The organism is Microbacterium sp. LMX7-1.2 (assembly GCF_040675935.1).
GTDB lineage: Bacteria > Actinomycetota > Actinomycetes > Actinomycetales > Microbacteriaceae > Microbacterium.
In genome coordinates this window covers 2,791,718-2,808,005 of the sequence record NZ_JBEGIL010000001.1, presented here as the reverse complement: position 1 = coordinate 2,808,005, position 16,288 = coordinate 2,791,718, and the positions used below count along the sequence as shown (strand labels likewise).

Genomic DNA, 16,288 nt, shown 5'->3' with positions numbered 1-16,288 from the left:
CGACCGCCTGACCGCCGCCCGCCCGTCCGCGCACTGACCGCCCGCCTCGAGGAGAGATCATGACCGCCCTGCGATTCGACGCCAACCTCAAGTGGCTGTTCACGGAGCACCCCTTCGAGGAGCGTTTCGACGCCGCGGCCCGCGCCGGCTTCCGCGGCGTCGAGTTCCCCGCGCCGTACGCGTACGCCCCCGAGCGCCTCGCCGAGCTGCTGCGGCAGGCCGGCCTCGCGCAGGTCCTGATCAACACCCCCATGGGCCCGGCCGGATCGCCGACGCGTCAGGGACTCGCCTGCGTGCCCGGCGCGGAGGAGTCGTTCCGCGAGGGCGTGCTCGAGGGTCTCCGCTATGCGACGGCGCTCGACGCCCCGTTCCTGCACGTGGTGGCCGGCATCGTCCCCGACGGCGTGGAGCGCGAGCGGGCGTTCGCCCTCTACCAGGAGAACATCGGCTGGGCCGCGGAACAGGCCAGGGGCACCGGCATCCGCCTGCTGCTCGAGCCGCAGAACAAGCGCGACGCCCCGGGCTTCGTGCTCGACACCCAGGCTCAGGCCGCCGCGGTGGTCGACGCGGTCGGTCGGGATGCCGTCGGCCTGCTCATGGACTTCTACCACGCGCAGATCGACGAGGGCGACCTGATCACGACCTACCTCGCGCACCGCGAGCAGATCGCGCACATCCAGATCGCCGACCCGCCCGGACGCCACGAACCCGGCACCGGGGAGATCGCGTTCGACCGGATCTTCGCGACGATCGCCGACTCCGGCTACGACGGCTGGATCGGCTGCGAGTACCAGCCGCTCACCGACACCGTGAGCGGTCTCGACTGGATGAAGGGCCTCGCCGCATGACCACTCCCCCGCGCATCGCCCTGATCAGCGCCGTCACCGCCGCGATCGGTCCCGCCACCGCCGCGCTCGCCGAGCTGTACCCCGACGCCGAGGTGTGGAACATCCTCGACGACCGGCTGCTCGGCGACGCCGATGCACGCGGCGGCCTGGACGACGCGCTCCGCGCCCGCATGACGCGCCTGATCGATCACGCTCTCGCCGAGGGTGCGGACGGCGTGCTGCTCACCTGCTCGCTGTACGGACCCGTGGTCTCCGAGGTGAGTCGAGACGCTCCCGTGCTCGCCCCCGACGAGGCCGCGTTCGCCGAGATCGCGGATGCCGGCTACGGGCGCGTGCTCGTGGTCGCCTCCTTCCACGGGGCGATGCAGGACTCGGTCGACCGCCTGCGGCAGGCGCTGTCGCAGTCCGGCGCGACCACGGCGGTGACGGGCGTCGCCGTGCCCGCGGCCATGGCGGCGACCAAGGCCCAGGACCCCGACGCGCTGGTGACGGCTCTCGTCGACGCCTGCCGCCCCCTCGCCGCGGACGTGGATGCGATCCTCCTCGCCCAGTACTCGCTCGCACCCGCGGGTCCCTCGCTCAGCGCCGCCGTGGACCGCCCGGTGCTGTCCGGCCCCGCCAGCTCCGCGGTCGCCCTGCGCGACCGGCTCACGCCGAAGGAGGACGCCCGATGATCGGCATCATCGCCGACGACGTCACGGGCGGCACCGACGTGGCCGTCGCGTGCCGTCGCCAGGGACTGCGCACCGGGATCGTCTTCGGGGCGCCGTCGCCCGGCGCGATCGACACCTCCTGGGACGTCGCGGTCGTGGCCCTCAAGACGCGCACGATCCCCGCGGCGGATGCCGTGGCGCAGTCGCTCTCGGCGGCCGAGGCGCTCCGCGCGGCGGGTGCGACGCAGCTGTACCTCAAGTACTGCTCGACCTTCGACTCCACCGCGGAGGGGAACATCGGGCCGGTGCTCGACGCTCTCGCCGCGCTCGTGGGCGCGGAGCGCGTCGTGACGACGCCGAGCTCCCCCGAGCACGGGCGCACGGTCGACGCCGGACAGCTGCTGGTGCACGGCACGCCTCTCGCCGAGTCGCCCATGCGCGACCACCCGCTCACCCCGATGCGCGACTCCGACCTCGTGCGGCTGCTGGATCGGCAGCTCCCCGCCCCGGCGAGCGCCGCTGTCGCGCTCGACGTCGTGCGCCGCGGCCCCGACGCCCTGCGCGACGCCGTCTCCGCCCTCACGTCCGACGTCCGCTACGTGCTCCCGGATGCCATCGCCGACGACGACCTCGTCACGATCGCCCGGTCCGCGGCATCCGATCCCCTGTGGGGAGGCGCAGCCGGGTTCGCGGGCGCGCTCGCCCGCGTCGTCGCCGAGCAGCGCGGCGGCGACGACACGTCCACGGCCGCACCGACCGCCACGGGCCGCGCGGTCGTGCTCGCGGGGTCGTGCTCGCAGCGCACTCTCGAGCAGATCGACGCCATGCTCGACGCGGGGCGCCCCGCGTTCCGCCTCGACGCCCTCCGAGAGCAGGACCCGGACCGCCTCGCCGCCGAGGCGCTCGCCTGGTACGACGCCCTGGATTCGGACTCCAGACCCGACAGTGCGGCTCTCGTCTACGCCTCCCTCCCGCCGGCACAGCTGCACGAGGTGCAGGAGCGGCTCGGCGTCGCGGAGTCCGCGGCGATCCTCGAGGCCGCGCTCTCGCGCGTGGCCCAGGGCCTCCGCGAGCGCGGAGTGAGACGCTTCGTCACCGCCGGCGGCGAGACCTCGGGCGCCGTGGTCGCCGCCCTCGGTGTGGATGCCGGAGAGATCGGCGCGGAGGCCGCCCGTGGCGTGCCGTGGATCCATGCCGCCGACGGCATCCGTCTGCTCCTCAAGTCCGGCAATTTCGGCGAGGTCGACCTGCTCGTGAAGTCCTCTGCCGACGTCGTCGAGCGCGCAGGCGGCGCATGAACGAGGAACGGGCCGCCGTGATCCGCGCCGCGCGGTCGCTGTTCGATCGCGGTCTCACGCACGGCAGCACGGGCAACGTGTCGCTGCGCACGGGCGACGGCATCCTCGTGACGCCGACCGGCTCGAGCCTCGGCACCGTCACCGAGGACGACCTCTCGCTGATCGACGATCGAGGTGCTCACCTGGCCGGACCCCGTCCCTCGAAAGAGGCGTTCCTGCACGCAGCCGTGCTGCGCGCCCGCCCCTCGGCGCGTGCCGTCGTGCACACGCACTCCACCCACGCCGCAGCCGTGTCGTGCCTGCGCGACGTCGACCATGCCGATGCGCTCCCGCCCCTCACCGCCTACTTCGCGATGCGGGTCGGACGCCTGCCGCTGCTGCCGTACCACGCACCGGGCGACGACGCGCTCGAGGCCGTGGCCGAGGAGACCGCGCGTACGCACATCGCGCTGCTGCTGCGGAACCACGGACCCGTCGTCGCCGGCGCCTCACTGTCGGCGGCGATGGACGCGCTCGAGGAGCTCGAGGAGACGGCGAAGCTGTTCCTGCTGCTGCGGGGCCTGCCCACCCGGCCGCTCACGCCGGTCGAGGCCGAGGCGCTGCGCCCCGCCGACTGAGCCTGCGACCGACGCCAGCGCACGCGAAGCGGCGGGTGAGGAATCCTCACCCGCCGCTCCTGTCTCCGCCGGTCAGCGGTGCGCCGTGACCGCCGCCGTCAGCGCGTCGGCGACTGCCGCAGCATCGATGTCGAACAGCACGTCGACGTTGGGCTCGCCCTTCCAGCGGTCGATCATCTGCACGACCGTCTGCCCGCGGGTGTGCTCGCCGTGCAGCTCGATGTCGACACGCAGACGGCGCACCGTGAACCAGTCCGGGTTCAGGGCGTATGCGACGCACGGCACGTCGTTCAGGTGCATGCCCTCGGCCTTCCACTCGGGCATCTCGTCAGGATCGTCATGGCGGTCCGGGTAGCCGATCATCTCGCACAGCGCGCGTCCCATCGGCGACCCCGACTCCCACAGCGTCGCGATGTGAGCGGGGCTGAGGGCGAAGCTCCGCGACACGTCGAGTCCGACCTGGGTGAGCGGGGCACCCGACTTCACGACGATCTCGGCGGCCTCGGGGTCGTTGTAGATGTTCGCGCTCGCGACGGGCGTGACGTTGCCCCAGGTGAGCGCAGCTCCTCCCATGTAGATGATGCGGCGCACCGACTGCGCGAACCTGGGCTCCAGCTTGATCGCCAGGGCGACGTTCGTGAGCGGTGCGAGCGCCATGATCGTGATCTCCCCGGGCGACGACATGACCGCGTCGATCATGCGCAGCACGGCGTCGGACGGGACCACCGCATCCGGATCGGGATCGGGGTACTCCCAGTAGCCCACGCCTCCCGGGCGGTGGATGTGCTCCGCGAAGTGCGGCTCGCCGACGAGGGGCCGCGCGGCGCCGCTCCAGATCGGCAGGTCGGGGCGACCGGCGAGCGTCGCGATCTTGCGCGCGTTGATCGTCGCCGTCTCGACGGGGACGTTGCCGAAGACCGTGGTCAGCGCCTCGATCTGGAAGGCGTCCGAGGCGAGCGCCCAGAACAGCGCTCCCGCGTCGTCGATCCCGGGATCGGTGTCGATGATCAGTCGTTCCATGTGCATTCTCTCTTTCGGGCCCTACCGGCTCGTCTGCCGGTCTGACGCTTCTTCCGCAGGGTCGGGAGTGGGGGTCTGGTCCGCGTCCGCCGGCAGGGCATCCCGCGCCGCGCGAGCGGCACGGGCGCCCCGGAACAGGTACACGCAGTTGATCGCGATCAGCGTCACGTTGAGCGCGACCATCGGGGCGGAGCCGAGCAGCAGGTTGTAGGCCATCAGCAGCGACGACGCGCCGAGGTTCACCCACCGCAGGCGCGAGATCGTCGGCTGCATCAGCGAAGTGATCAGGAGGGCGCTCCCCACCCAGCCGACGATCTCGCGCCAGAGGTCCATCAGGCGGTCACTTGCCCACGAAGAGGCCGTTGCGCCGCTTGGCGAGCACGTACAGCACGACGCTCACGGCGCACAGGGTCGCGATGTAGATCGGGAAGACCCACATCAGCCCCAGGCTCTGCAGCCACAGCAGCAGGTAGGAGGCCGTACCGCCGAAGATCGCCACTCCGAGGCCGTAGCCGAGACCGAGAGCCGTGCCGCGGATGTGCTGGGGCAGAAGGGAGTTCGAGACCACCACGAAGATCGTCATGTTGAGCAGCAGCACGATCGCGCCGCCGAACATCACGCCGGCGAGCGTCCCGACGCCGGGCTGCGAGTAGAGCAGGGCGAGGAAGATCGTCGGGATGGCGAGCAGTCGGGCGACCACGAACCAGCGCGACATCGGGAACCGGTCGAGGATGCGGCTGAGCGCCAGCGCGCCCAGGGTGAGGAAGATCCCCATGCCGGTCGTGATGGCGAACACCGCGGTGGGGTCCTCGCCGAACGTGCCGTTCGCGAGGTTCGGGAGTCCGGCGATCCACGTGTAGTTGTACGCCTGGATCGCGCCGACGATGAAGATCGCCGCGAGCACGCTCAGCCAGTACTTGCGCACCTCGCGCCACACGGAGTTCTCCGGGGTGGGCACCGCGCCGACCGTGCGGATGGCCTCGGTGTTCAGCGTCTCGGGCAGCGTGCGGCGCAGCCACAGCACGAGCAGGCCGAACACACCGCCGATCAGGAACGGGATGCGCCAGCCGTACTCCGCGAGAACCGCGGGGCCGAGGAGCGAGCTGATGGCGAAGATCGACAGCGGCGCGAGCAGGTTGCCGAGGTTGTTGAAGAACGCGAAGAACCCGGCGACGTAGCCGGGCCGGTTGGGCACCAGCTCGAGCGCGTACGCGGTTCCGAGGGGCGCCTCGACGCCCGCGGAGAGCCCCTGCAGCAGACGTGCCGCCACGACGATGATCGGGGCGGCGACGCCGATCGTCTGATAGTCGGGGAGCACGCCGATCACAAAGCTCCCCAGCGCGACGGCGCCGATCGCGAAGATCATGATCTTGCGTCGGCCGAAGCGGTCGGCCACGAACCCGAACACGACGCCGCCGAGCGGACGGGCGACGAACCCCACCGCGAAGACCGCGAGCGCGTTGAGCGTCGAGGCGAGCGGGTTGTCGGACGGGAAGAACGCCGCGCCGAGGTAGACCGAGAGCAATCCGAAGATGGCCCAGTCGTACCATTCGAGTGCGTGCCCCCAGCTCAGCGCGCGGAGGTTGCGGCGCTCGGTCTTGCTGGCCTTGCCCTTCAACTGCTGCGGTGCCGTCGTCGTCACTGCTTCTTCATCGATGCTCATTCGAGCTCCTTCGCTCTACCCCGTGAGAGTGGGGTGTTCGGGTGTCGGGTGTGCGGGTGTGGGTGGGGGGTTCAGGTCCAGGGCAGCGGACGGCGGAGGGTGTCGCCGATGAGGTCGAGCACGCCGTCGAAGTCCATGTCGACGATCACGCGATGCAGCGGCCGGGTCTCGCCGCGCACCGGATGCACGCCGGCGAGGTAGCGGTCGCCGGTCGCCGGGTCCTCGAACGTCTGCAGCGGACGCTCCACCGAGGCGGCCACGAGCTCGGGACGAAGCAGGGTCGCAACCGCGAGGCTGTCGTTGATGCCCATGATCCGCCGGTCGTCGGGCTGCTCGTAGGAGCGCGTGTAGAAGCCGGCGTAGTCGGCGCTGATCGCCGTGATCAGCTGCGCGGCGGGCGAACCGGTCTCCGCGGCGATGTCGAGGAAGAACTGCTCGGGCACGAGCGCCTGACGGGTGACGTAGGGGCCGCACCACGTGACGTCTCCTTCGTGCCGCGCCACCTCCTGCGTGGCGTCGGGATCGAACGACACGTTGGGGTCGCGGGAGACGCGGAACCGGCGATCGGCCCACGGCTCGGTGTCGTGGTACAGCGCGGGGCCGAGCGTTCCCACGATCGTGACGCTGCGCAGGCGCTGCAGCAGGCGCGGCTCGCGATGGAGAGCGAGCGCCAGGTTGGTCTGCGGACCCAGTGCGATGTAGTCGATCTCGCCGTCATGCGCCTCGACGAGGTCGAGGATGACCTGCACGCCGTCCGGCTCGGCGGGAACGGAGACGGCGGGACGCAGGCCGGTGTTGCCGAAGCCGTCTTCGCCGTGCACCCCGGGGTTGAGCTGCAGGTCCTGTTCGAGGGGCACCGCGGCGCCGCGGTAGACGGGCACGTCGGAGCGTCCGCACGTGTCGAGCACGTAGCGTGCGTTGTCGGCTGCGCGCTCGCTCTCGCAGTTCCCGAAGACGCTGATCGCGGCGAGGATCTCGACCTCGGGGTCCGCGGCCAGCAGCATCAGGGCCAGAGCGTCGTCGACGCCCGTGTCGGTGTCGACAATGACTTTTCTCATGTTCCTCTTCTTCCGGGTGAGGGGATGTCGGGTGAGGGGATGCCGCTCAGGGGGCGCTGAGGCCGATGGCCGCGAACGCGCGACGGGCGGCAGGCTGCAGCAGGCTCTCGGCGAAGACCGACGCGGCCGGCGCCTCGGCCCGCACGCCGATCGCGAAGCGACCGTAGGACTGCAGGGCGTCCGGCAGCGGGGCCACGATGTGAGGGCCGGGCACGGAGCGCAGCTCGCTGATCTGCTGGATCGCGACGGTCGCACGGCCGTCCACGACGGCCTCCGCCGTGAGCCCCGAGGGGAATCGCACGGCTCTCTCGTCGATCTCGTCGAGCAGCCCGCGCTCGCGCAGCAGCGACATGAAATGCAGCCCGCTCGCGCCGCTCAGCGTGTAGGCGACGGCCGGCGCCGCACGCAGATAGTCGAGGAAGGCGGCCTCCCCGTCGTCGACGGGTGCCGCGCTCTCGGGGAGCCGCGCGAAGCCGACCGCCGACACCGCGATGTCGGCCACCTGCCGCGGGTCGAGCACGCCGTCCTCCGCGAGCTCGCGGACCGAGGCCGAGACGCCCAGGAGCAGGTCGGGTCGCGCGCCGGCCGCGATGCGGTCGAGCAGCACGGTGGTCGGCTCGAACGTCGTCTCGACGCGCTCTCCCGTCGCCTCCTCGAATGCGGGGATCACGGTCTCCTCGAGCGCCTGCTTCACCACCAGTCCGCTGTACAGCGAGATCACGCCGTCACCTCCTGCGTCGCCGCGGCGCGGTGCTCGGGGTTCACCACGAACTGCGGCTCTCCCCCGCCGAGCACGGCGATCACGGTGGCGGCGGCGATGCGTCCGGACTCCCCACGCGCTTCGCGGGTCGCCCCAGCGACGTGAGTGGTCGCGAGGATGCCCGGAGTGTGCAGCAGCGGGCTGGACGCCGGCAGCGGCTCCTGCGCGAACACGTCGAGCGCCGCGCCGCCGATGACACCGCGCCGCACAGCATCCACGAGGGCGTCCTCGTCGATGATCCCGCCGCGGGCGGTGTTGATGAGGACCGCGTCGTCCTTCATGAGCGCGAGACGGTCGGCATCCATCAGGTTGCGTGTGGTGTCGTCGAGGAACAGGTGCAGGGTCACGAAGTCCGACTCCGCGAGCACCTCGTCGAGGGTCGCCCGGCGGATGCCGTTCGCCGCGGCGAACTCCTCGTCGAAGTAGGGGTCGTAGGCCGCGACGCGCATTCCGAAGCCGCGGGCGATCGTCGCGACCGCCTTGCCGATCGAGCCGAGACCGAGGATGCCGAGGGTCGCCCCGCGCAGCTCCCGTCCCGTGAGCTGGTTCCAGCGCCCGTCGGCGAGGTTGCGGATGTTCTCGGGGATGCGTCGCGCCGAGGCGAGCATGAGGGCGAAGACGTGCTCGGCGACGGCCTGGCGGTTGGCTCCCGCGGTGATGCACACGGGGAGACCGAGCCGGGTGGCCGCGTCGACGTCGACGCTGTCGTAGCCGACGCCCGTGCGTACGACGACCTGCAGCTGTGCGGCCGCGGCCAGGTCGTCCGCTCCCAGGGGGCGCGTGCCGGCGATGATCGCGCGCACTCCAGCGAGGGCGGCCTCGCGTTCGTCTGCGGGGAGGGCGTCGAGCTCCGGCTCGTGCCTGGTCGTGAGTCCCGCATCGCGCAGGAGCAGGTCGACCTCGTCTCCGGGGGCGAGGAAGGCCGTCGTGATGAGGACGTCGGCGTTCCGGGCGTTCTCGGTGTTCACCAGATGCCTCCCTCGTAGTCCGCGGCCGTGAATGCGCCGCCGTGGTGGCGGGGCGTCGGCGCATCGGCGTCGACACCGCCCGCGTGGTCGGCGGCGTCGTCCTGCGGCACGTAGCCGATCGCGGCCCAACCGGCGGTGCCGTTCCACCAGGAACCGGTGTTGGCGGAGCATCCGTAGACGACCTGGCAGCCGACCGAGCCGTTCTCGATCGCGCAGCGGACCAGCTCGATGCCGTCGCGCCAGCTGAGCCACAGGGCGAGCTGGCGCACGTCCTCGGGTTCCGGGCGGAAGGTGCCGATGCGCAGGAGCACCGATTCGATGCCCCACTTGTCGTGGTACAGGCTGGCGAGCGCCTCTCCGAAGGCCTTGGAGACGCCGTAGAACGTGTCGGGCCGCAGCGGGGCGCTCTCGTCGAGCACCGTGCTCGCGTCGTGGAAGCCGACGACGTGGTTCGAGCTGGCGTACACGACGCGGCGCACCCCGGCTCGGCGCGCGGCCTCGTACACGTGCTGGGTGCCGTCGATGTTGGAGTCGCGGATGCTCTCGTACGTCGACTCGTCGGCGATGCCGCCCAGGTGCACGATGACGTCGACGCCCTGTGCGGCCGCCGTCAGCGCCTCGAGGTCGGCGAGGTCGCCGATCGCGACCTCCTCCCCCGCGTACAGCGCCTCCTCGGGTGCGTGGCGCGCGAACAGGACGACCCGGTCGTAACGTCCGGCGAGGCCCTCGCGGATCACCCGGCCCATCCGGCCGGTGCCTCCCGTGTACAGAACTGTGGTCATCATCGTCCTTCGATCGCGTTGCGAATCAAATAGTATTTTACATACTATTTTATCTGCGTCCAGTCTTCCGCCGACATCCACTGCAGAGACCTCTCCCGACTACCTGGCCGCAGTGATGCGCGCGACGGCCTCGGCGACCTCGTCCGGATCGCGGGGCTCCTCGTCGAGCGCGCGGTGGATCGACACACCTTCGATCATGGCATCCAGCAGTCGCGCGGTCTCGGGGTCGAAGTGTCGCTCGAGGGCCGTGCGGCTGCGTCGCATCCACGCGGTCGTGAGAGCGCGGTACGCGGGCTTGCGTGCGGCGAGCGTGTACAGCTCGTGCGAGAGGACCAGCTCGCGACCGTCGCCGAACACGTCCTCGTGGATGATCGCGACGACCGCGGCGCGTGCCGACTCGAGGTCGGTCGCGGCGGCCATGCGCTGCTCGAAGCGCTCACTCACGGTGTGCGAGAACCGGGTGAAGGTCTCGTGCAGCAGCTCGTCGATCCCGTCGAAGTGGTAGGTCATCGATCCGAGCGGCACCCCGGCAGCGTCCGCGATGCGACGGTGCGACGCCCCCGCGACTCCGGACTCGGCGATCACGTCGAGGCACGCGGCGATGATCCGATCCCGCCGCTCAGGGTCGTTCTTGCGGCCGCTGCGCGTGCCGGCGGCCGCGTCGCCCCCGGCCGCGTCGCCCGCGAGCATCCGCTCCCGGTTCGTGCGGGGGTCGCCTGCGAAGTGGTCGGTCATGACCCGATCATACCGGTATGCGTACGTTCGTACCCAAAGCCTCCCGCGTCACTCCGCCCGTGCGCCCCGCCCCGGCGACCCGAGCGGCACGAGGGCGCTCAGCACGACGAGCGACACGGCGCCGAGCGCGGCGATGCCGGCGGGGATCCAGAAGAGATGCGGCATCCCGAGCCACGCCGCCCCCACACTGCCGAGGAACCCGCCGAGGGCGGCGTTGAGCGCGTAGGAGCTGAGGAAGACGCTGGATGCCGTGCCGATGCGCTCCGGGAGTAGCCGCTGCGCCACCGTGATGCCGAGCACCCCGAACGTCGCGATGACTCCCGCCATGAGCAGCTGACCGAGCACCAGCAGCACGATAGGCTGCGCGACCGCATCCGCCGACGCGTACGCGACGTGCGCACCGACCGCCATCACCGCGCCGCCGAGCAGCACGCGGGTGACCCCGAACCGGTCCGCGAGCTTCGCGGCGAACAGCATGAGCGGCAGCTCGATGAGCGGCTGCAGGCCGATGACCGCGCCGCGGAGCCCCGCATCCATACCCAGGGTGCGGTCCATGTAGAGCGGAAGGTAGGCGAGCTTCACGGTCTCGCCGCACATGATGAGGATGTAGATCGCGGTGAACAGCAGCAGCGGCGCCATCGACCGCCGCACCGCGACGACGGTCGCCCCCGAGGGGACGGCGGGTGCGGCCGCACCCAGCTCGGCCGGATCGTCGCCCGCCGAGCGGATCGGCGAGGAGCGGTCGGCGCGCATGGGCGGCGTCCGCACCCCGATCAGCGGCACGATCGACAGCAGGATGCTGACACCTGTGAGGAGGAGCAGCGGTCGCAGCCCGAAGGCCGCGCCGAGCACGGCGCCGAGCACCGGCCCCACGACCCACCCGAACGCCATGGCCGTGCGCATCACGGCGATCACGCTGTTGTCGGCCGGCGTGGGCGAGGCGTTGAGCTCATCGCGCACGGCCGCCTGCAGCTGCGCGGCTCCGGCGCCGGCAGCACTGAGCAGCAGCATGTTGATCGCGAACGGCATCCACGCCTGCATCGCGACCGCCATCAGCGCCCACCCCACGAAGCCCGCGACCGCCGAGATGCGGAACACCAGCAGGCGCGATCCCATGCGGTCGGAGAGCGAGCCGACGATGTACCCGGTGATCGGCGCCACGAGATTGGTGAGGAAGTAGAGTCCCGCCTGCGAGTCGGTGAAGTGCAGCTCCTCGACGAGGAAAAGGGTGATCTGCGGGGCGGTGATCGACATGCCGATCCCCGAGATCACGAGGCTCAGGAACGCGCCGCGCAGCAGTCGCGAACGGAGGATGTACCGCGTGGCCGACGCCTCGGCCCGCGGGGACTGCTCGTGCGACACGGGGGACCGGCTCTCGGGGATCGCGGGGAAGCGGATGGGGAGGAATATGCAAGGGGAAGTTACAAACCTTGCTCGCCTCCATCGTATCGATTCGAAGCACACGCACGAACCCTCGGCAACCCCCTGTCCTCCCCGCCCCCACGGACGGATGCTGTCGCCATGAGCCACCCCGACGACATCAAGCAGCCGCTGGACCACCTGCCCCCGCTCGAGGAGCGCGACAAGGCCGTCGAGATCGAGGAGCCGCATTACCCCGGCACCGACGCCCCCGCCGGAGAGGGCAACGCCTCCCCCGACACCGCCGCCGAACCCGGCAAGCCCGCCCGGCACGGGGTCGACAAGCTGCCGCCGACCTCGCGCTGACCTCATCCGGAACGACCCGGAACAGCGCGGGACGGCTGCACACCGCGACTGACCGCGCGAGAAGCCCGCGCGGTAAGCCCGCGCGAGAAGCCCGCGCGAGAAGACCGCGAGAGAACAGAGAGCCGGAGCACGTCGAGCGCTCCAGCGCCCTCGCAGACCCGCCCGGTAGTCTGGTGCCATGCCCTCCCTCGCGATCTCCGGCGCCGTGCGCGCGCCGCGGTCGCTGCCGTCGGCCACGCCGATGGCGTCCTGGACGAAGGTCGTCATGCACCCGGGGACGAACGGGTGGACGAGCGTGTGGGGCACCCTGTCGCACGGCGAGATCGCAGGCTGCCCGCCGCCAGGCACTTGACGCGCCACCGACGCCGGTGCGCGCGATCGAGCCCGTCCCGCGTCCCTTCACCGTGAGGTCTCTCCGTGTCTTCGTCATCGTCTTCGCCATCCGATTCGTCATCCCGTCTCCCCCTCGCGCCGCATGAGCTGTGGCGCGGCATCCGCTCCACCGTCCGCAGCGACGTCACCGCCGGCGTGCTGCTGCTCGCCGCGACCGTCGCGGCGCTGATCCTCGCCAACAGCCCCGCGTCCGGCTGGTACAGCGCCGTGCGGGACTTCACGTTCGGCATCCCCGAACTGCACCTCGAGCTCAGCGTCGGCGCCTGGGCCGCCGACGGCCTGCTGGCGATCTTCTTCTTCGTCGTCGGCCTCGAGCTGAAGGAGGAGTTCACGACCGGGCGCCTGCGCGACCCCCGTGCCGCGGCGCTCCCGGTCGCCGCGGCGGCCGGCGGCGTCATCGCCCCCGCGCTGATCTTCCTGCTGCTCACCGCGGGCGGAGCCGCGGACGCCTCCCGGGGCTGGGCGATCCCCACCGCGACCGACATCGCCTTCGCGGTCGCCGTGATCGCGGTCGTGGGACGCTTCCTTCCGCCCGCGCTCCGGGTGTTCCTGCTCACGCTCGCCGTGGTCGACGACCTCATCGCGATCACGATCATCGCGACCGTCTACACCGACGACATCAGCCTGCTCTGGCTCGGGCTGGCCGTGCTGCCGCTCGCCGGGTTCGGATTCGCCGCGCAGCGCGGCATCCGCTCCTGGTGGATCCTGCTGCCCCTGGCTCTCGCGACCTGGGCTCTCGTGCACGCCTCGGGTGTGCACGCGACCGTGGCCGGGGTGCTGCTGGCGTTCACCGTCCCGGTGCGGCCGAACGACCGCGCGCACGTGATCCTGGGCCAGGGCGAGAAGCGCATGCGCGAGGGACTCGCCCCGCACTGGGCCGACCGCTGGGGCGTGGTCGCCACGCTCTTCGCCGTGCCCGTCTTCGCGTTCTTCTCCGCCGGCGTCCCCCTCGGGGGCATCGACGGTCTGCGCTCGGCGTTCGCCGACCCGATCACGCTCGGCATCGTGCTGGGTCTCGTGCTCGGCAAGCCCATCGGCATCCTGCTCACGACCCTCGGAGTCGGGAGCATCCCGGCACTGCGCCGCGACCCGAGCCTGCGCTGGCCCGATCTGATCGGCATGTCGTTCGTCGCGGGCATCGGCTTCACGGTGTCGCTGCTGATCGGCGAGCTGGCCTTCGGAAGCGCTTCGGTCGCCGACGAGCACGTGAAGATCGGGGTGCTCACGGGCTCGCTCGTCGCGGCGCTCATCGGCGGCACGATCCTCGCGATCCGCAGCGGACGCTACCGGCGGGGCCTGATCGGCTGACCCCGCCGGCGGCGCTCACACGGTCGCCGGCAGCAGCTCGCGCAGCAGGTCGTCGAGGGTCACGACGCCGACGAGCGACCCGCCCTCGACGACCGCGGCGAGCTGCACGTGCTCACGCTGCATGCGGCTGAGCGTGTCGTACGCGCCGGCGCCCGGGGCGACCGTGGTCACGGGCCGGGCGATCTCCACCACCGGGGTCGCGACGTCGAGCGGAAGCGTGTCGCGCACGTGCACCACGCGCGCCGCGGCCCCCTCCCCCACGAGGATCCGGAGGTGCCCCGACTCGGCGGCCACGGCCTGCACGTCGCGCACGGTCGCAGTGAGAGGCACGGCCGTCGGCGGGGCATCCGTCCGCACGATCTCGCCAACCGTGAGCGACTGCAGGGAGATGGCCCGAACGATGGGCTCCGAGTACTCGACCTCGAGGGTGCCGGCGGCGCGCGAGTGCGCCACGAGCTCGCGGATCGTGTCGACGTCCTGACCGCCGGCGGCGGCCTTCTCGACCGGCTCGACGCCCGAGGCCTTCACGAGGCGGTTCGCGATGCGGTTGATCCACAGCAGGAACGGCCGCAGCGGCCAGGTGAGGGCGCGGGCGAGGATGCTGGTGGCCTTCGCCGCGGTCTCGGGATGCGCGATCGCCCACGACTTCGGGGCCATCTCGCCGATCACGAGGTGCAGGAACGTGACGACGATGAGCGCGAGCATGAACGCGATGATGTCGGCCGCGATGTACGGCAGACCCCACGCCTCGAACACGGGCGACAGCGCGTAGTCGATCGCGGGCTTGGTGATCGCGCCGAGCAGGAACGTGCACGCCGTGATGCCCAGCTGCGCGAACGCGAGCATGACGGTGAGCTCGTTGAGACCGCGCAGGGCCGAGCGGGCGGAGGCGCTCGTGTCGGCCTCCGCCTCCAGCCGGTGCCGTCGCGCGGCGAGCAGCGCGAACTCGACGATGACGAAGAACGCGCTCGCGACGATCAGCGCCGTCGTGATCAGGGTGACCATCCACCAGCTCATCGGGCCACCTCCGTCGTGGGCTCGGCATCCGTGTCGGGATCCGCGCCCGACTCCTCGAGGGCGATGTGCACGACGGACGGCACGTGACGCGCGACCTCGACGATCCGCACGTCCAGCCAGCGGTCGATCTCGATCCCCTGCACGGTCTCGGCCGCCTTCGCGGGCAGGTCGATCCGCACGACGTCGCCCGCCTGCGGCAGGTCGCCGTGCGCGCTCACCACGAGTCCCGCGATCGTCTCGGCGTCGTCGTCGGGCGCGAAGTCGCGCCCGATCAGGCGCTCGATCTCGTCGAGGTGCACGTCGCCGGCGAGGGTCCAGCCGTCCTCGCCGCCCGCCACGACCACGGCATCCGGGTCGTGCTCGTCCTCGATCTCGCCGACGACCTCCTCGGTGAGGTCCTCGATCGTGAGGATGCCGTCGAAGTTGCCGTACTCGTCGACCACGCACGCGAGCTCGTTGCGCGTCTGGCGCATGCGGTCGAGCGCGAGCGGCAGCCGCATGGACGTCGGCAGGATGACGGGAGGGCGCATGACGTCGGACACCGGAGCGCCGTCGGCCGGCGCGAGGCGCAACAGGTCGATGAGCTCGACCACGCCGACCGGGATGTCCTCGTCGCCGATCACCGGGTACCGGGTGTGGCCGGTGGACATGAGCTCGCGGACCTCGGCGACCGTGGTCGACGGCGCGACGGTGTCGACCTTGGAGCGCGGGACCATGGCGTGCTCGACGTCGCGCTCGGGGAAGTCCAGCATCCGGTCGATGATGATCGACAGGTCGTCGGGCAGGTCGCCGCTCACGCGGGACTCCTCGACGATGGCCTCGAGGTCGCGCGCCGTGGCGCTCTCGTCGACGTCCTCGAGCGGCTCGATGCGCACGAGTCGCAGCAGCGCGTTCGCGGCGACGTCGAACACCGTGATGAGCCACCCGAACGCCGCGAGGTAGATGCGGGTGGGCAGGGCCAGGGCGCGGGCGAGCGGCTCGGGGCTCGCGATGGCCAGGTTCTTCGGGTACAGCTCGCCGAAGATCATCGTGACGATCGTGGCGAGCAGCAGCGCCCCGGTCGTGCCGATCAGCACCGAGACAGCGGGCGGGATGCCGACCCCGCCGAGCAGGGTGCCGATCGACTCGCCGATCAGCGGCTCGGCGACGTAGCCGATGAGGAGGCCCGTCACGGTGATGCCCAGCTGCGCGCCGGACAGCATGAAGGAGGTGCGCTTCGTGATCGCGAGCACACGTCCCGCCTGCGCGTCGCCCTTCTCGGCGAGGGCCGCCATGCGCGACCGGTCGACCGACATGTAGGCGAACTCCTGCGCGACGAAGAACCCGCACGCGGCGATGATCGCCAGCGTCAGCAGCACGCCGAGCAGCAGCGTCAGCACTGCCTCCAGCATCCGAACTCACCCCCTCGCACGAAGACGAAGGGGTCGGTAGATCGACCCTCCT

The 16,288-nt window shown here is 71.4% G+C and carries 18 protein-coding genes; 7 read left to right on the top strand and 11 right to left on the bottom strand.

All coding sequences use genetic code 11. The features are described from left to right. Positions 1-59 precede the first annotated feature (59 nt). The 4 genes from MRBLMX7_RS13745 to otnC are packed head-to-tail and all read left to right on the top strand — an operon-like array spanning position 60 to position 3,416. Complete coding sequence (locus MRBLMX7_RS13745; RefSeq protein ID WP_363369290.1) at positions 60-848, top strand: hydroxypyruvate isomerase family protein; 789 nt, start codon at positions 60-62, stop codon at positions 846-848. After that, positions 845-1,522: an aspartate/glutamate racemase family protein gene (locus MRBLMX7_RS13740; protein WP_363369289.1), complete on the top strand. Its 678-nt coding sequence runs from the start codon at positions 845-847 to the stop codon at positions 1,520-1,522. The genes MRBLMX7_RS13745 and MRBLMX7_RS13740 overlap by 4 nt, the downstream gene beginning before the upstream one ends. After that, positions 1,519-2,799 carry a 3-oxo-tetronate kinase gene (gene otnK, locus MRBLMX7_RS13735; protein ID WP_363369287.1) on the top strand — a complete coding sequence of 427 codons (1,281 nt, stop codon included), beginning with the start codon at positions 1,519-1,521 and terminating at the stop codon, positions 2,797-2,799. Before MRBLMX7_RS13740 ends, otnK begins: the two co-directional genes overlap by 4 nt. Beyond that, positions 2,796-3,416, top strand: coding sequence for a 3-oxo-tetronate 4-phosphate decarboxylase (gene otnC / locus MRBLMX7_RS13730; RefSeq protein WP_363369285.1), 621 nt, complete (start codon positions 2,796-2,798; stop codon positions 3,414-3,416). The genes otnK and otnC overlap by 4 nt, the downstream gene beginning before the upstream one ends. Positions 3,417-3,488: 72 nt before the next feature. Here the strand turns inward: otnC and MRBLMX7_RS13725 are convergent, their stop codons facing one another. The 9 genes from MRBLMX7_RS13725 to MRBLMX7_RS13685 all read right to left on the bottom strand — a co-directional run bounded on the left by MRBLMX7_RS13725 (position 3,489) and on the right by MRBLMX7_RS13685 (position 11,764). Then, on the bottom strand, positions 3,489-4,436 hold the full coding sequence (locus MRBLMX7_RS13725) for a nucleoside hydrolase (protein WP_363369283.1): 948 nt from the start codon (positions 4,434-4,436) through the stop codon (positions 3,489-3,491). A 21-nt stretch (positions 4,437-4,457) separates the two neighbouring features. After that, positions 4,458-4,769: a hypothetical protein gene (locus MRBLMX7_RS13720; protein WP_363369281.1), complete on the bottom strand. Its 312-nt coding sequence runs from the start codon at positions 4,767-4,769 to the stop codon at positions 4,458-4,460. A 7-nt stretch (positions 4,770-4,776) separates the two neighbouring features. Continuing rightward, a complete protein-coding gene (locus MRBLMX7_RS13715; protein WP_363369279.1) occupies positions 4,777-6,099 on the bottom strand; it encodes an MFS transporter in 1,323 nt (440 codons plus the stop codon). A gap of 71 nt (positions 6,100-6,170) precedes the next feature. Then, on the bottom strand, positions 6,171-7,157 hold the full coding sequence (locus MRBLMX7_RS13710) for a nucleoside hydrolase (RefSeq protein WP_363369278.1): 987 nt from the start codon (positions 7,155-7,157) through the stop codon (positions 6,171-6,173). 46 nt (positions 7,158-7,203) lie between these two features. Continuing rightward, complete coding sequence (locus MRBLMX7_RS13705) at positions 7,204-7,878, bottom strand: substrate-binding domain-containing protein (protein WP_363369276.1); 675 nt, start codon at positions 7,876-7,878, stop codon at positions 7,204-7,206. Further along, entirely contained in the window at positions 7,875-8,885 is a 1,011-nt protein-coding gene (locus tag MRBLMX7_RS13700; RefSeq protein WP_363369274.1) for a phosphoglycerate dehydrogenase, read from the bottom strand. Before MRBLMX7_RS13700 ends, MRBLMX7_RS13705 begins: the two co-directional genes overlap by 4 nt. Then, positions 8,882-9,667, bottom strand: a complete 786-nt coding sequence (locus MRBLMX7_RS13695; RefSeq protein ID WP_363369272.1) for an NAD-dependent epimerase/dehydratase family protein — start codon at positions 9,665-9,667, stop codon at positions 8,882-8,884. The genes MRBLMX7_RS13700 and MRBLMX7_RS13695 overlap by 4 nt, the downstream gene beginning before the upstream one ends. Before the next feature lie 99 nt (positions 9,668-9,766). After that, the gene (locus tag MRBLMX7_RS13690; RefSeq protein WP_363370939.1) at positions 9,767-10,357 is read right to left on the bottom strand and encodes a TetR/AcrR family transcriptional regulator; all 591 of its coding nucleotides are present in this window, start codon (positions 10,355-10,357) and stop codon (positions 9,767-9,769) included. 93 nt (positions 10,358-10,450) lie between these two features. Then, positions 10,451-11,764 carry an MFS transporter gene (locus MRBLMX7_RS13685; RefSeq protein WP_363369270.1) on the bottom strand — a complete coding sequence of 438 codons (1,314 nt, stop codon included), beginning with the start codon at positions 11,762-11,764 and terminating at the stop codon, positions 10,451-10,453. 159 nt (positions 11,765-11,923) lie between these two features. On the opposite strand from MRBLMX7_RS13685, the gene MRBLMX7_RS13680 reads away from it, so the two are divergent. The 3 genes from MRBLMX7_RS13680 to nhaA all read left to right on the top strand — a co-directional run bounded on the left by MRBLMX7_RS13680 (position 11,924) and on the right by nhaA (position 13,828). Continuing rightward, a complete protein-coding gene (locus MRBLMX7_RS13680; RefSeq protein WP_363369268.1) occupies positions 11,924-12,127 on the top strand; it encodes a hypothetical protein in 204 nt (67 codons plus the stop codon). Between the two features lie 178 nt (positions 12,128-12,305). Further along, on the top strand, positions 12,306-12,479 hold the full coding sequence (locus MRBLMX7_RS13675) for a hypothetical protein (protein WP_363369267.1): 174 nt from the start codon (positions 12,306-12,308) through the stop codon (positions 12,477-12,479). Positions 12,480-12,544: 65 nt separating this feature from the next. Continuing rightward, positions 12,545-13,828 (top strand): Na+/H+ antiporter NhaA, encoded by a 1,284-nt coding sequence (nhaA, locus tag MRBLMX7_RS13670; RefSeq protein ID WP_363369265.1) that lies wholly within the window; start codon positions 12,545-12,547, stop codon positions 13,826-13,828. Positions 13,829-13,843: 15 nt separating this feature from the next. Here nhaA and MRBLMX7_RS13665 read toward each other — a convergent pair whose 3' ends face one another. Further along, on the bottom strand, positions 13,844-14,845 hold the full coding sequence (locus MRBLMX7_RS13665) for a hemolysin family protein (protein WP_363369263.1): 1,002 nt from the start codon (positions 14,843-14,845) through the stop codon (positions 13,844-13,846). Continuing rightward, positions 14,842-16,236 (bottom strand): hemolysin family protein, encoded by a 1,395-nt coding sequence (locus MRBLMX7_RS13660; RefSeq protein WP_363369261.1) that lies wholly within the window; start codon positions 16,234-16,236, stop codon positions 14,842-14,844. The genes MRBLMX7_RS13665 and MRBLMX7_RS13660 overlap by 4 nt, the downstream gene beginning before the upstream one ends. Between the last annotated feature and the right edge of the window lie 52 nt (positions 16,237-16,288).

Bases quoted from the DNA above. Each gene is read 5' to 3' on its own strand.
- MRBLMX7_RS13715 (WP_363369279.1), bottom strand. From the start codon at position 6,099: ATGAGCATCGATGAAGAAGCAGTGACGACGACGGCACCGCAGCAGTTG.
- MRBLMX7_RS13745 (WP_363369290.1), top strand. From the start codon at position 60: ATGACCGCCCTGCGATTCGACGCCAACCTCAAGTGGCTGTTCACGGAG.
- otnK (WP_363369287.1), top strand. From the start codon at position 1,519: ATGATCGGCATCATCGCCGACGACGTCACGGGCGGCACCGACGTGGCC.
- MRBLMX7_RS13675 (WP_363369267.1), top strand. From the start codon at position 12,306: ATGCCCTCCCTCGCGATCTCCGGCGCCGTGCGCGCGCCGCGGTCGCTG.
- MRBLMX7_RS13720 (WP_363369281.1), bottom strand. From the start codon at position 4,769: ATGGACCTCTGGCGCGAGATCGTCGGCTGGGTGGGGAGCGCCCTCCTG.
- MRBLMX7_RS13680 (WP_363369268.1), top strand. From the start codon at position 11,924: ATGAGCCACCCCGACGACATCAAGCAGCCGCTGGACCACCTGCCCCCG.
- MRBLMX7_RS13710 (WP_363369278.1), bottom strand. From the start codon at position 7,157: ATGAGAAAAGTCATTGTCGACACCGACACGGGCGTCGACGACGCTCTG.
- otnC (WP_363369285.1), top strand. From the start codon at position 2,796: ATGAACGAGGAACGGGCCGCCGTGATCCGCGCCGCGCGGTCGCTGTTC.
- MRBLMX7_RS13660 (WP_363369261.1), bottom strand. From the start codon at position 16,236: ATGCTGGAGGCAGTGCTGACGCTGCTGCTCGGCGTGCTGCTGACGCTG.
- MRBLMX7_RS13725 (WP_363369283.1), bottom strand. From the start codon at position 4,436: ATGGAACGACTGATCATCGACACCGATCCCGGGATCGACGACGCGGGA.
- MRBLMX7_RS13740 (WP_363369289.1), top strand. From the start codon at position 845: ATGACCACTCCCCCGCGCATCGCCCTGATCAGCGCCGTCACCGCCGCG.
- MRBLMX7_RS13690 (WP_363370939.1), bottom strand. From the start codon at position 10,357: ATGCTCGCGGGCGACGCGGCCGGGGGCGACGCGGCCGCCGGCACGCGC.
- MRBLMX7_RS13665 (WP_363369263.1), bottom strand. From the start codon at position 14,845: ATGAGCTGGTGGATGGTCACCCTGATCACGACGGCGCTGATCGTCGCG.
- MRBLMX7_RS13695 (WP_363369272.1), bottom strand. From the start codon at position 9,667: ATGACCACAGTTCTGTACACGGGAGGCACCGGCCGGATGGGCCGGGTG.